We start from the raw sequence: 15,262 nt of genomic DNA, 5'->3' as shown, positions 1-15,262 counted from the left end.
GTCCCCCGCTTAATCAGATGAGAGCGGATCGATAAACCCCAAGGTAATCCAGAGCCGACTGCTCCCAGGTAAATGATGCCAACATAGCACTGGCAATCATGCTACTCATAGTACCACGATCGTGATACACCACCTTTGCCTGCTGGAGACACTGGTAGAGAGCACCCTGATCTGCCGGGCCAAACATAAAGCCTGTCGCATGATGATTATGAGAAGTATTAGAAGGCTCATAACCAATAACAGAATCAACAAGACCACCAACCGCTCTGACAATTGGCAATGTGCCGTATTTCATGCTGTACATCTGGTTAAGACCGCAGGGCTCAAACAGCGAAGGCATCAAGAAGAAGTCAGAACCTGCTTCAATCAGATGAGCCAGGCTATTGTCATAGGCTTCAACAAAGCGGCATTTATTGGGAAAGGTATTAGCCAGATGCTGCAGTTCGGCAGCAGTCCCCTTGTCGCCGGACCCCTGCAGCACTACCTGAACATCATCCTGCAAAAACTGCCACAGGGCAGGAATCAGATAAGAAAAGCCTTTCTGCTCTGCAAGACGACTGACCAGACCATACAAAGGCTTATCTGCCGCTACCGGTAACTGAAGTCTCTCCTGCAAAGCCTGCTTACAAGCCTGCTTCCCAGAAAGGTCTTTCAGAGAATAGTTCGCTGGTAATAAGTCATCCGTTTCAGGATTCCATTCCTGATAGTCACAACCATTGAGGATACCGGAAAAGTCCTGTTTTCTACGCCCAATGATGTGCGCAAGGCCATGAGAACCCAAGTCAGTCTGAAGCTCTTCAGCATACCTGGGACTGACAGTCGTGATTTTATCCGCAAAGGCAATGCCGCCCTTCAGCAGATTAATATGCCCATGATCTTCAAAGAAATCAGGGTTATACCAGTGACGATCAATACCCAGGACATCAAGCAAGGCACTGTCAGTATGCTGCTGATAAGCACCATTATGAATCGTCAAAACCGTGCGCGTACCGGAGTAGAAAGCGTTACCGGCTTCATGGGTTTTCAGGTAATACGGCAGAAGTGCTGATTGCCAGTCATGGCCATGGATAATGTCAGGCTGGAAGTTCAAAATCTGACAGGCCTGTAACGCTGCCCTGCAAAAAAAGGCAAATCGTTCAGTGTTATCACCAAAACCTTCACCCTCATGGGTGTAGAGGCCGCTCCGGTCAAAGTAATGGTTATGCTCAATCAGGTAAACCGGTACACCTTCAAACTCACCCTGCCGTATAGCAAAGCCCATCCTGTATGAAGTGCTGCAGTGAGGATTAATATGAACTTCACCGGAGCAAACAACATCCGTTGTCAACGTCTCCAGAGCCTGACGATAGGCAGGCATAATCACCCGGACATCATGCCCGAGTTTTTTCATCCAGGGCCCCAGAGCACCGGCCACATCGGCCAGCCCTCCGGTTTTGACAATACCTGCCAGCTCTGAAACCGCAAAAAGGATTTTCAAATCAGAAGCCAACTTTTGCTCCCCTGGGAATCACCACCAGACCAGACTCAGTGACCTTGAATCGTTTCATGTCCTCTTCCCGGTCAACACCAATACGAGTACCGGGGGCAATCTCTACGCGCTTGTCAACAATAACCCTGTTGAGAACCACGCCATCACCAATATTAGTATTCGGAAGAATGACAGACTCAGTAATGCGGGCGTTATCACCAATTTTCACGTTATAACCAACAACACTTCGATGCATATAGATGTCATTAAATACACAACCAACACCCACCATGGAGTTATTGATCTGCCCTTCCCGTTCATTTCGGTTGAAGGCAATCAATGCCGGTGGGTAGGGTGGAATATAGGTACGAATTGGCCAGTCCTGGTTATGCAAATCAATAGGAGGCTCTCCGGAGAGCAGGTCCATGTTCGCTTCCCAGAATGAGTCGATTGTTCCTACATCCCGCCAGTAGCCATTGTTTTTTCCACCTGGAACGGCATTTTTAGAAAAGTCATAAACCATGACTTTTGCCCGCGGATACAACGATGGAATGATGTTTTTACCAAAGTCGTGGTCAGAGACTTCATTGGCATGATCATCCAGCAGCTCTTTCACAAGGCAGTCTTTGGTGAAAACGTAATTCCCCATGGAGGCCAGAACAAAATCCGGATTACCAGGAATCGTTTTCACATTACTCTTTGGCTTTTCCGCAAAACCGATCATGCGTCCATCTTCATCCACTTCAATAATACCGAAGTGATGAGCCTGATCGACAGGCACTGGAATCGCTGCCACCGTCAGGTCAGCACTATGCTGCTGGTGGTACTGAACCATATCCCGAACATCCATGGTGTAAATATGGTCGCCGCCAAAAACACAGACCAGGTCAGGATTGTGGGACTCAATGTGATTCAGGTTCTGATACACCGCATCGGCTGTTCCCTGATACCAATCGCTGCCTGTATTCATCTGGGCGGGCAATGTATCAATAAACTTGTCCGCCAGACCTGCTATACGCCAGCAGCGCTGCAAATGCTTACTCAGCGAATGGGATTTGAACTGAGTAATCAGGTAAATCTTGTGAAGATCTGAATTCACAAAATTACTCAGAACAAAGTCGATAATTCGATATTGTCCGCCAAAAGGAACCGCAGGTTTTGCTCGCATTCCAGTGAGTGGAGCAAGCCTGGACCCTTCTCCCCCGGCCAGGATCATGGAAAGGACTGATGCCATGGTCGTTTTTTCCTATTATCTGTAATTAGTTCTGAACGTTTGTTTGATGGTCAATCCCTGACCCGGTCCGGACGTGTCAAAACATATAATTGCGTCCGGAAAAATCCCCCACTTGCCTGAAACCAACACCCCTTTTGCCAGCTTCAGAATATACCCGTCGCCTTTCAAACTGCTACTTTGTTGGCTGCGCTCGCTCACTCGATCACCTACTAACTGTAGGCTCACGAGATTCACTCACTTGCCGCCGCTTAGCAACTTGAAATCCTCTGGATATAAGTAATTTTCATATCTGGGCATCACCGCCCATACAACGGTAGCGAAGAAAATTTACACGCCATTAGCCTTAAAGACTTCGGCGACAATCTCCTGAGCTTCACTTTGCAGATGGGAAAGGTGATCCTTTCCTTCAAAGCTTTCAGCGTAAATTTTATAAACCGCTTCGGTTCCGGAAGGTCTTGCTGCAAACCAGCCACGCTCAGTGACCACTTTCAGGCCACCAATTGCCGCACCATTTCCAGGAGCATGGGTCAGGCGAGCAGTAATTGGATCCCCTGCAAGCTGTTCAGCCTTCACCTGCTCAGGACTTAGCGCAGACAGCACTTTTTTCTGGGCATCATTAGCAACAGCGTCCAGGCGTTGATAAACCGGAGCACCATACTTGCGGGTAAGCTCCTGGTAATGCTCCCCAGGGTCGCGACCGGTCACAGCCGTGACCTCTGCTGCCAGCAACGCCATGATGAAACCATCTTTATCCGTACACCAGGTGTTACCATCCCGCCTCAGGAAACAGGCCCCCGCACTTTCTTCGCCACCAAACGCCATTGAGCCTTCAGATAAGCCATCGACAAACCACTTGAAGCCAACCGGCACCTCAGTCACGGTACGGCCCAGCCCCTTTGCAACGCGGTCAATCATGGCACTGGAAACCAGCGTCTTGCCGATGGCTGCACTTTCAAGCCATTGAGGACGGTGGGTATAGAGATACTGGATAGCAACTGCCAGATAATGATTTGGATTCAGTAATCCATGACCTCGAGTCACAATTCCGTGACGATCAAAGTCAGGGTCGTTGCCAAAAGCAATATCGAAATCATCTTTGAGATTGATCAGCCCGGCCATCGCAGAAGCAGATGAGCAATCCATACGAATCCGGCCATCCTTATCGAGGTGCATAAAGGAGAATGTCGGATCAATTTTCTTACTGACCAGCGTCAAATCAAGGCCGTAACGCTCAGCAATAGGCTCCCAGTAATGCAGACCTGAGCCCCCCAGCGAATCAACACCGATTCTGAGTTTTGCGCTGGCAATGGCCTCCATATCCAGAACGTTTTCCAAATCACTGACATAAGGTGTGATGAAGTCGTATTTATGCACCTTACCGGATCTGAGCGCCTGTTCGAAAGGAACCCTGTTAACACCGTGGAGGTTATCCGCAATCAGCTCATTGGCACGCTGCTCAATCCAACCCGTAATATCACCACCAGCAGGACCACCATGGGGCGGGTTATATTTGAAACCACCATCTTCAGGTGGGTTATGGGAAGGTGTAATGACAACCCCGTCAGCCAGTTTACTGTGGCTGCGGTTATAGGAAACGATGGCATGGGAAATAACAGGAGTGGGTGTATAGCCGCGCCCCTGATCAATCATCACATCCAGGTCATTAGCAGCAAATACCTCAACGGCACTGATTAACGCCGGCTCAGAAAGAGCATGGGTATCCATGCCAACAAAAACAGGACCTTCGATACCCTGAGCACGACGATATTCACAGATAGCCTGGCTGACGGCCAAAATATGGGCTTCATTAAACGAGCCATTGGAAGAGGTTCCACGATGGCCCGATGTACCAAAAGCGACACGCTGACTGCTTTCTACCTGATCGGGCTGTATCGTATAATAATCACTGACCAGCCGGGGGATATTAACCAGAAGGTCATCAGTTGCGGGTTGGCCTGCGAGCGGATGCATGGCGGTTCCTCAATAATAAAATGGCAGAAAATGCTCAGGTCGGCTGACAGCAAAAATAACTAACACTCTATAACCATGAAAATGCAAAGCATTCACCATTTTTGAAAGATAAAAGTCAGTTTACATTTACCGCTCATGGTTATTTTCTATACTATTTCTTTAAGATGGCAGAGAATAATTCGCCCATATTGCAGAAATTAACAGAAGAAACCGCCATCCAACACAAACAAAAGCAGAGCATCAGTCTATAAGCATGTGATAATGCTCACGATACCGACTATTTTATACGGATGCATTGCCGTTTATTACTGATTTAATCCCCCAAAAAACTGTGAGATGATGATCTGTTATTCAGATCAGTTCTTTAACCACAGCAATGCTGTGCCCTGACACTTCATACCATCCCTGATTCAAAATCATTTCCTCCCGAAAAGCCTCTTTATTTTCCAACTCAGTGGACAGGATTCTCTGCCACCGAACCGGGTGGCCTGTATCTGGTAAATTAAAGCGCCGGGTATCAATCTCATTGTTTATCAATAGCACAAGACTGGATTGACTATTTACTGGACATCGGTATCGCATAACCAGCGAGTGCCCACGCTCATCTGGCAGCATAGCCGCTGTCAGTGGGATACCATGGGCGTTATACCACTCAAGCTCTGCGCTGTGCCATTGAGCGCCATGACCATTAACAGCCGCAGCCATGTAACGAACGGTCAGTAGCTGCTCAGATTTACGTAAACGGATCAGCTGAGCTGTAAAGTCTTGCAATTCGGCCCCATCGCTCTGGTCTGGAGCATCCACCAGCCATGACCAGTCAACCCAGCCAATTGGATTATCCTGACAGTAGGCATTGTTATTGCCATGCTGACTATTACCAAACTCATCCCCCGCCATCAGCATGGGGATACTTCTGGAAAACATCACGGTTGTCAGCAGGTTTTTTCGAGCACGAAGTCTGAGCTTACGAATGTTTGAGTCATCAGATGCCCCTTCTACCCCGTAATTCCAGGAAAGGTTGTGTTGATCACCATCCCTGTTGCTCTCACCATTAGCCAGATTATGACGATGCTCAAACGACACCAGGTCATTTAGAGTGAAACCATCATGGCTGCAGATATAGTTGACACTGCCAGCAGGTCTTCCCTTACCAAACAAATCTCTCGAGCCCGTCAGGCGCCACGCCAGATCCACAACCTGGTCTTTATCACCGCGCCAGAATGACCGAATGCCATCCCGATAACGGTCATTCCATTCATGCCAGTCCCTGGGGAAGCCTTTTAAACGATAACCATCAGGCCCCAGATCCCATGGCTCCGCTATCATCTGCCGGGAAGAAAGTATCGGATCCTGAAACACTGCATGAAAAAATGCACTGTGAGCATCAAACTTCCGATGTCGTCTGGCCATTGTGGGGGCCAGATCAAAGCGAAAACCATCAATATGATATTGTTCGGCCCAATAACGAAGACTGTCCATCACTAACTTGATGGTCTGAGCACTGTCAAAATTCAGTGTATTACCACAGCCACTGTAGTTGGTTGTGACCAGGTGACCGCCATGATGATCCAGCAGATAGTAATCCTTTTCAGCCAACCCTCTCAGACTGAGGCTCGGACCATCGGAACCTGCTTCACAGGTATGGTTGTACACCACATCCATCACCACTCGAATACCGGCACGATGCAGTTCACGAATCATTGTCTTTAATTCGTTTACCGGGTCATTAATGGCATAAGACGGCTCCGGAGCCATAAAGCAGAGCGGGTTATAACCCCAGTAATTTTTCAACCCCAGCTTACGAAGTCTTGGTTCACTGAGAAAACTGGTAACCGGTAATAGCTCAACAGTATTGATTCCCAAGGCCTTGAGATAATCAATAACAACAGGGTGGCACATACCCAGATAGGTTCCCCTGACCTCTTCAGGGATGTCTGGATGCTGTCGGGTAAATCCTCTCACATGAGCTTCATAAATAATGCTTTGCTCATGAGAGATTTCTGGTCTGGTAACAGATTGCCAATCAAAATAGTCATCTCGAACCACAGACTTCGGAATCAGGTGACCATTATCCTGTTCATTAAACAACCAGCTATTTCGCTCCTTACCAGAGTAATCATAAACAGCAGGTTGCCAGTTAATTGCCCCTCTGACCTGCCGAGCATAAGGGTCCACTAACAGCTGGCTGATATTAAACCTCAACCCCTCATTTGGAGCCCAGCGGCCATCAGCCCGAAAGCCATAAGCCTGCCCTTCCCGTACACCACCAACAAAGACATGCCAGATACCTTTTTCGGGGCCATACATAGGGAGACGCTGCTCAATACCCGAACTGTCAAACAGGCAAAGCATCATTGCCGACGCTTCCGGTGCATAAACAGCAAAGTTCACACCTGTAGCAGAAGCAGAGCTCACAAGGTGAAACTGCTGATCCAGAAAATTAGCGCCGAGGAAGCGACAACTCCCCGGACCAAACGATTCTATAGTTATTTGTGGCTGGTTCATGAATCTAAAGGCATCAACACATTGAATTAGCTGAATCTTAATTTGATTCGCACACAATAACTACTATCAACAGGATAATTGCTCAGGAAGTTCATCAATGCATTGAAGCATAATTCAACTGAAATTGGTTTATTTTTAGCCAAAGCAGGCTCCTGCTTTCCATGAATGAATACAGCATTTAGTCTTCACTCTCAAAACTGCTCAATCAGGATAAAAAGCTAAAGACTAAAGTTCATCCAGTTCAATTTCTACCAAAGGGGATTTTTCACAAGAAGTAAACAACACCTCATCATTCGAGCAAGCACCCAAGTCTTCATAGGCTTCATTCTTATAGTGAACTTCCACATTTGCAGCCACTCCTGGTGAAGAAAGTGTATGCTCCCCCCTTGATGCACTCCCTTCCCGATGACTTGATACCATGATCTGCTCCTGGTCAGGATCAGGTAATGACACCATAGATTCACTCTTAGCTCCTGAATATATATTTCGTCTCTGAGCTGAAGATGGCTGAGAATCCACTTCCTGCGTACAATGTTTTTTCCAACAGTCCTGAATCGTCATACCTACAAGGGTTGTGGCCAAACCTATACCGATGACAAGAGGAACTACAAATTTAGGATCAGACATAATAGATTCACCACCATCGTCTTCAGGTGATACCTTACCGTCTATAGCTTGCGCCGCTTTTGTTGCTGCCTGGTTAATGGCGTGAGAAGCCATTGTTGATGCATGCGTCAATATGGCTGATGTTGTTGTCGTCAAGCTTGAAGTTGTATCTGCCAACGTAGTTGCCAGAGTACTTGCAGTGGTAGCAGCAACTGTTGTTGCATGTGTCAAAGCAGCGGATGCAGTTGTTACCAAGCTTGTAGTTGAAGGTATGGCAACTGTTGTCAATGCATCTGCAACTGTAGTTGATACATTCACGACAACCTCAGAAGAGGTTGATGTTAAATTGGTCAAAATATGTCCAGCACCCTTAGTTACATTTATCAAACCATCCGCTGCTGCATCGGCAACCTCTGAAGTTCGATTAATGGCCGCTGCACAGACAGATGACAACTGTTGAAGAAAAACAGCAGCTCCAAGAGCATTTCCGGCAGAACGAGTATTGATACCTCTATTAAAAAAGGGAGTTTCAGCAGAGGCCTTATCATTATTATCAGGTGAGGTATTTGTATTACAGGTTTGGACACGGTGAAAACCAAATTGACCAGTTAAGCGGGCATCTAGTGGATATGAAGATAATAGGCCATAGTCCGTGGACATACCCAGAGACAAGGGGGTAGTTGGTGCCAGCATTATCGATTATTCCTTAGAGATTAGAATTAATATTAAATACTCCCATGGAGTGGCACAAAGATAGCCGCAATTACAGTATTAAACGTTTCACATATCCGGTATTAATCGTTTCAAATACGCTGAGACGACCTATTTTTTTGAGTTAAAAAATTTTTAACTCAAAAAAATATGGTTCTACTTTAATGATTTCCAGAAAAGCCAGCTTTGTAAAAACAAAATTTTGAAAGAATCAGGTTAGTACTCTAATAGAAAAAAACAATGGCCGTTAATAATACGGCTAAAACTGAATTGCAGCTCATAGTGATGAGAGTTGGAATTTTTAGTCAAACCAAGTGCAAATAGACTGTAGCCAGAGGTGGTAACGTTAAGCACAGAGAATGCAGCTGATGATGTATTGGCAGAGGCTCTGTCACCAACAGTGATGGGTTCATAACACCACTGCCAGAAAACTCACTGCTATCAGTATTAAACACTTCTCTCCATGTACCTGCCTCCGGTACACCAAGCCGGTAATTCTGCCTGACAACTGGCGTGAAGTTACAAATTATGACGACTGGAGTATCACTAAAAGTATGCCGACTGAATGCTATCACTGACTGCGAATCATCATCAGTAATCAACCACTGAAAACCAGCAGGGTCATAATCAGAGTGCCATAAAGCGGGTAAGGATTGATAACAGACATTTAATTGTTTGACCATAAGGTTAAGGCCTCTGGAGTACTCACTCTCCCCCAGTAGAAACCAGTCCAATTGATCATCATGATTCCATTCACGACGGGAGCCCAGCTCCGCACCCATAAACAAAAGCTTTTTCCCGGGATGCCCGAACATATATCCATAGAGAGCCCGGAGATTGGCAAACTGTTGCCACTCATCTCCAGGCATTCGGCTGAGCAGTGTACCTTTACCATGGACTACCTCATCATGCGACAGCGGTAAAATGAAGTGCTCGCTATAGTTGTATACCATGCTGAATAAAATCTGATCATGGTGATAGCGACGGTGCTCAGGGTAACGGGTCATATAATTCAGGGTGTCATTCATCCACCCCATGTTCCACTTATAACCAAACCCAAGCCCATTGTCATAAGTTGGCATTGAGACACCGGGCCAACTGGTAGACTCTTCGGCTATCATCATGGCATCCGGGTAGTTCTGATAAACCGTTTCATTCAACTCCTTAATGAATTGAACCGCTTCCAAGTGTTCATTCCCTCCCAGTACATTTGGCTCCCACTCCCCCTCACCTCTTGAGTAATCAAGATAAAGCATCGAGGCTACGGCATCCACCCGCAGACCATCCACACGGAACCGCTCAAACCAGAACAGTGCATTGCTGATCAGAAAGTTTCTAACCGACGGGCTACCATAGTTATAGATATGGGTTTGCCAGTCAGGATGCCAACCTCTATGTGGATCTGCATATTCATACAGATGAGAGCCATCAAAATAAGCAAGTCCATGATTGTCTGAAGGGAAATGCGCAGGAACCCAGTCCAGAATGACACCAATGCCCGCTTCATGGAATTGATCAATCAGCGCTTTCAGCTCATCCGGATCACCATAACGGCTGGTAGGAGCAAACAAACCTACCGGCTGATACCCCCACGAGCCATTAAACGGGTGCTCATGAAGCGGAAGAAATTCTACATGGGTGAAACCCATTTCCTTAACATAGGACACTAATTCTTGAGCAAGGTCACAGTAGCTTAGAAGTTGACTGCCTTTTCTTTTTTTCCATGACCCCAGGTGAACCTCATAGATACTGACAGGGCGATCCACACCCTGACTTTGGTGCCATTGTTCACACTGCCACTCATACTTTTCAGGGTTATAAACAATAGAGGCATTCCCGGGAGGCTGCTCTGCAAAGACTGAAAACGGATCAGCCTTATGGGGCAGCAGCTGCCCATTTTGATCTTTCAGCTCAAACTTATACAGGTCTCCCTCTTTTACATCCGGAACAAACAGCCGCCAGATGCCACTTTGGCTACTGGCCATCTGATGCAACCGACCATCCCAGTGATTAAAAGACCCTATAACACTGATGCTTCGGGCATGAGGGGCATAAAGGCGAAACATCACACCATAATAGGTATGACCAGAGACTGTCACAGATAGAATGTGCGCCCCCAATGTATGATGCAGCCAGTATTGCCTGATTACAGGTTCTGTACGACAGAGACTGGCAAACTGATAGGGATCATTAACAAAAAATTGATGATGCTGGGCATTGGTAACCTGAAGGTGATAAGCCGGAGGCTCTGATATATCCGGAAATGTCAGTTCAAACAGTCCTGGAGCAATACCAGTAGCCAAACCATAATGCTTGCCAGTTATCTCATCAACAACATCGACGGTTGATGCGTCTGGCCGCCAGATTCTTAATACCAGTCCTCTACCTCGTTTATCAGGGTGCCAGCCAAGTAAATCAAATGGCTTCGCACAACGAGTATTCAGCAGGTCGTCTAGCTGGGTATCCCAGCTGTCTGAATCTATTCGAATATCTTCAAGAGCACCAACCATCATCGCCCCCATTATAACCCTATATTCCATATGGTTTTACAATAGTCGACAATGGAACGATCTGAAGAAAATTTCCCCATAGACGCAGTATTTATGATGGCCATTCGCCACCAGTAAGAGGGGGCTTTCCATGCCTTGACAATCCGGTCATGGGCATCACTATAAGACTGATAGTCAGCCAATGTCAGGAAATAATCTGAATCAAGCAGTGACTCAACCAGAGGTCTAAATGCATCAGGTTCATCAGGACTAAGATCACCAGAAGCCAGCCAGTCAATAACGGCTTTCAGTTCTTCATTGTGCTGGTAAATATCCCGTGGGTTATAGCCTCTCTGTCGTAAATCACTGACCTCTTCCACAGTCTTTCCAAAAATAAAAATATTTTCCTCACCCACCTCTTCAGCAATTTCTACATTGGCTCCATCCATAGTCCCTATGGTTAGAGCACCATTAAGGGCCAGCTTCATATTCCCGGTGCCTGAGGCTTCAAAGCCTGCGGTAGAAATCTGCTCAGAAACATCCGCTGCTGGAATGATTTTTTCTGCCAGACTGACGCGGTAATTGGGCAAAAAGATAACTTTCAGCTTATCTCTGATCCGACGATCATTATTCACCCTATCCGCCAGACGGTTAATGGCATAAATGATATTTTTTGCGACCAGGTAGCCTGGTGCCGCTTTCGCTGCAAAGATAAAGACCCGGTGAGGAACATCCAAATCCGGGTCTTCCAACAAACGACGGTATACAGCCATGATATGCAACAGATTCAGCTGTTGTCGCTTATATTCATGCAGGCGTTTTATCTGAACATCAAAGATGGCATCAGGATTAACTTTTACTCCGCACAGCTCATCAATAACGCTGGCTAGAGCCACCTTGTTGTCTCGCTTAATTCGGGCAAATTTTTTCTGAAACTCGGGATCATCAGCCCAAACCTTGAGCTCCCCCAACCGGGCAAGATCACTTTGCCAGTCACTTTTTAACGTTGAGTCAATTAATTCTGCAAGCTCAGGATTACAATTTGCCAGCCACCGTCTCGGTGTAACGCCATTGGTGACATTCACTATTTTATCAGGCCACAGTTCATCGAACTCCGGAAACAGTTTTTGCTTAACAAGGCTGGAGTGCAGAGCGGCAACGCCATTGACCTTATGACTGCCAATAACAGAAAGGTAAGCCATACGAACCATTTGTGGTTCTGCAGGATTATTGGGTTCTTCGATGATGGACAGGCGATTTTTCATCTGATGATCACCGGGCCAGTGTTTTTCCACTTCATTGTGCAGGAAGTGATAATTAATCTTGTAAATCAGCTGCATGTGTCGGGGCAGTACTCTGGCAATCAACCCCTGCGACCATGTTTCCAAGGCTTCAGGCAGCAGAGTATGATTGGTGTAACAGAATACACTTCGACATATCTCCAGAGCCTTGGTAAAAACAAAATCTTCCTCATCCATAAGGATACGCAACAACTCAGGCACAGCTATTGCCGGATGTGTATCATTTAATTGAATCACCACTTTCGAAGTAAACTGCTCCCAACCTTCGTGCTCCCTTTTGTATCGGGCAATCAGATCTGCCAGCGAACAGGCCACAAAGAAGTACTGCTGAATCAGCCTAAGCTCCTTTCCTTCCGGATGGCTGTCATTTGGATACAACACCTGACTTATATTTTCTGCAAGGATCTCGCGAAATCTTGAGTCCTGATAACGCCCGGCATCGAAACTATTGAGATCGAACCCTTCTGTCGCCCTGCCCTCCCACAAGCGTAAAGTATTGACCCTTTCTGTGTTATAGCCGGTTACAGGAAGGTCCCAGGGTACACCAAGCACTTCCTGAGTATCGTCCCAATATGCTTTTCCATCCACCTCCCGGACCTGTCCATACAGGCGAACCACCTGCTTTCTTTTGGGCTTTTCAATTCCCCATGGAAAACTGTCTTCCCGCCAGGCATCAGGGCTTTCTACCTGCTTGCCACCAACAAAACCCTGTTTAAAAAGCCCGAAGCGATAATTAATACCATAACCAAAGGCTGGAACATTGAGTGTTGTCAGTGAATCAAGAAAACAGGCAGCCAGCCGGCCAAGGCCTCCATTACCAAGAGCTGGGTCCGTTTCATACTCCAGAACATCGGAAAGATTAACGCCAAAACTGGCCGTGGCCTTTTCAGCCTGATGATAAATACCCAGATTATGAAGATTATTTCCCAGCAGCCGCCCCACAAGAAATTCCAGTGAAAGGTAGTAAACTCTTCGCACACTCCCATCTTTCTCTTCTCTACGGGTGTTGCGTATTCGATCCAGGTTAATCTCCCGAACCAGCAAGCTGAGCGCTTCCCAGTAGTCCCCCGGTGTTGCCTCATCAGGCTCAACGCCGAGAGATTGCTCCAGGATGCGACGAATTCCCTGTTCAACCTGAGCCGTATCCATCGTACGAACAGAGTTCAGGTCTACATTCATTCTACTCATGTCAAACACTCTCGCTTACAGCCCAAGCAACTCTCATCTCAACGGTATATTGGTCAACAATACAGTGCATACGAATTGGCTTGAGCAGAAATGACTAAAGAATTTACAGCCGGGGAATAGGAACGAATTAATGCGGCTCCCAGGAGCCTGTCGGACTTACCACTGACCTACTGCGAAAAAGTAATACTAGTTATAGTTCCCCCAGCCTGATTTAGAGTAATTTTCTCAGTCTTTTTGGATATTTTTTAAAAAAATGAATATGGAAAGTAAAGCTGAAACCAATAACTCTTTATATATAAAAACAACGACCACACTCTAATAAAATAAACTATCAACGATGTTTATTTTATTAGAGGTAAAATTTTAATAACTAATCAGTTGGATAATTGATGGATTAGGTAATCTTACTGGCATACTGATAAGCAGCGATTATTATTGATCAGTATTCAATGCAGCTTTTTTGAAATCCGAACAACGATAGTTTCGCTTGTTCTATCAACCATCTCCTCTACCCGACTGACTGCATCAGCTATCCAGCTGCTCCCAGTCTATCCGGAGAAATCAGAAATGATCCGCTCACTGATTAAAAACATATTTCTAGTCTCTTTAACCTCGCTATCAATGCTCTTTGCAGGCAGTGCATTTTCGTTCAGCTCTGATGAACTGCTGATATGGGTTGGTGGAGACAAAGCCTATGAAGGTATTCGTCAGGTAGGCGCTAAATTCGCAAAAGACACGGATATAAAAGTTAAAGTAGAAATCCCTGAAAATATTACCGATCGATTTCAACAGGCTGCAGCCTCTGGCAGCGGCCCTGATATTATTTTCTGGGCTCATGACCGGTATGGCGAATGGGCAAGAAGTGGCTTACTGGCAGCCGTTAACCCTTCTGTAGAATTCAAAAAAGGGGTAAACAAGATTGGCTGGGAAGCCATGACCAGTAATGGAAAAATTTATGGCTACCCCATTTCTCTGGAAGCCATCAGCCTTATCTACAATAAAGATATTCTGTCAATACCCCCCGCCTCATTTGAAGAGATGTTCCCTCTGGCCAAAAAGCTAAAGAAACAGTCGGTTCCCGGTAGCAAAAAAGACAAGGGGATCATCACCATCATGTGGGATCAGGATCAGCCTTATTTCACCATGCCACTCTTAGCTGCAGACGGCGGATACGTCTTTCAGAAAACAGCCAAAGGCTATGACGTTAAAAAAACGGGAGTAAACGATAAAGGTGCAATGGAAGGTGCCAAAATGCTGGTTGACATGATTGACAAAGGCGTCATGCCCAAGGGGGTTGATTACGGGGTTATGGAGGCTAACTTCAATAAACAGAAGGTAGCCATGATGATTACCGGTCCATGGGCTTGGGCAAACCTGGATAAAAACAAAATTAACTACGCCGTTGCCCCACTTCCCAGGCTTCATGGCAAACCTGCTAAAGCCTTTGTTGGTGTATGGGGGGCTGCACTTAATAATGCCAGCCCGAATAAATCCATTGCCAAGGAATTTCTGGAAAACTACTTGCTCACAGAGCAAGGGCTCACGGTCATGAACAATAATGTGCCTTTGGGTGCTGTAGCAAACAATGCAATGATGAAAAAACTGATGAAAGATCCTCGAATTGCCGCAACTTATCAGAATGTTGAGCAAGGTCTGATCATGCCTAATGTGCCTGAAATGGGTAAATTCTGGTCTGCTATGGAAACAGCGCTTCGTAACATTACCAGCGGCCGGCAGAATTACCGTGAAGCATTGAACGACGCAGCCAAGCGCATTATCAGCTAGCAGA

The 15,262-nt window shown here is 46.3% G+C and carries 8 protein-coding genes; 1 reads left to right on the top strand and 7 read right to left on the bottom strand.

The window, feature by feature from the left end:
• Positions 1-13: 13 nt before the first annotated feature.
• The 7 genes from GV64_RS07290 to GV64_RS07260 form a co-directional block, all read right to left on the bottom strand.
• The gene (locus tag GV64_RS07290; protein WP_020580763.1) at positions 14-1,489 is read right to left on the bottom strand and encodes a glycogen synthase; all 1,476 of its coding nucleotides are present in this window, start codon (positions 1,487-1,489) and stop codon (positions 14-16) included.
• Complete coding sequence (gene glgC / locus GV64_RS07285) at positions 1,479-2,702, bottom strand: glucose-1-phosphate adenylyltransferase (RefSeq protein WP_020580764.1); 1,224 nt, start codon at positions 2,700-2,702, stop codon at positions 1,479-1,481. Before glgC ends, GV64_RS07290 begins: the two co-directional genes overlap by 11 nt.
• A 327-nt stretch (positions 2,703-3,029) precedes the next feature.
• Positions 3,030-4,673 (bottom strand): phosphoglucomutase (alpha-D-glucose-1,6-bisphosphate-dependent), encoded by a 1,644-nt coding sequence (gene pgm / locus GV64_RS07280; protein WP_020580765.1) that lies wholly within the window; start codon positions 4,671-4,673, stop codon positions 3,030-3,032.
• A gap of 351 nt (positions 4,674-5,024) precedes the next feature.
• Entirely contained in the window at positions 5,025-7,178 is a 2,154-nt protein-coding gene (glgX, locus tag GV64_RS07275; RefSeq protein ID WP_081622014.1) for a glycogen debranching protein GlgX, read from the bottom strand.
• A 225-nt stretch (positions 7,179-7,403) separates the two neighbouring features.
• Positions 7,404-8,477 carry a hypothetical protein gene (locus GV64_RS07270; protein ID WP_020580767.1) on the bottom strand — a complete coding sequence of 358 codons (1,074 nt, stop codon included), beginning with the start codon at positions 8,475-8,477 and terminating at the stop codon, positions 7,404-7,406.
• Positions 8,478-8,800: 323 nt separating this feature from the next.
• Positions 8,801-11,035, bottom strand: a complete 2,235-nt coding sequence (gene glgB, locus GV64_RS07265; RefSeq protein WP_236632923.1) for a 1,4-alpha-glucan branching protein GlgB — start codon at positions 11,033-11,035, stop codon at positions 8,801-8,803.
• Positions 11,017-13,473, bottom strand: coding sequence for a glycogen/starch/alpha-glucan phosphorylase (locus GV64_RS07260; protein WP_033402523.1), 2,457 nt, complete (start codon positions 13,471-13,473; stop codon positions 11,017-11,019). Before GV64_RS07260 ends, glgB begins: the two co-directional genes overlap by 19 nt.
• A 567-nt stretch (positions 13,474-14,040) precedes the next feature.
• Between GV64_RS07260 and malE the strand changes: the two genes are divergently transcribed.
• Complete coding sequence (gene malE, locus GV64_RS07255) at positions 14,041-15,258, top strand: maltose/maltodextrin ABC transporter substrate-binding protein MalE (protein ID WP_085931358.1); 1,218 nt, start codon at positions 14,041-14,043, stop codon at positions 15,256-15,258.
• Positions 15,259-15,262 lie beyond the last annotated feature (4 nt).

The sequence above is a fragment of the Endozoicomonas elysicola genome (assembly GCF_000710775.1).
GTDB lineage: Bacteria > Pseudomonadota > Gammaproteobacteria > Pseudomonadales > Endozoicomonadaceae > Endozoicomonas > Endozoicomonas elysicola.
Note: the sequence above shows the minus strand (reverse complement) of the source record. Positions and strands in the feature narration are given on the sequence as shown.

Excerpts from the sequence above, each read along its gene's own strand:
- glgC (WP_020580764.1), bottom strand. The coding sequence starts at position 2,702 with ATGGCATCAGTCCTTTCCATGATCCTGGCCGGGGGAGAAGGGTCCAGG.
- pgm (WP_020580765.1), bottom strand. The coding sequence starts at position 4,673 with ATGCATCCGCTCGCAGGCCAACCCGCAACTGATGACCTTCTGGTTAAT.
- glgX (WP_081622014.1), bottom strand. The coding sequence starts at position 7,178 with ATGAACCAGCCACAAATAACTATAGAATCGTTTGGTCCGGGGAGTTGT.
- GV64_RS07270 (WP_020580767.1), bottom strand. The coding sequence starts at position 8,477 with ATGCTGGCACCAACTACCCCCTTGTCTCTGGGTATGTCCACGGACTAT.
- glgB (WP_236632923.1), bottom strand. The coding sequence starts at position 11,035 with ATGGAATATAGGGTTATAATGGGGGCGATGATGGTTGGTGCTCTTGAA.
- GV64_RS07260 (WP_033402523.1), bottom strand. The coding sequence starts at position 13,473 with ATGAGTAGAATGAATGTAGACCTGAACTCTGTTCGTACGATGGATACG.
- malE (WP_085931358.1), top strand. The coding sequence starts at position 14,041 with ATGATCCGCTCACTGATTAAAAACATATTTCTAGTCTCTTTAACCTCG.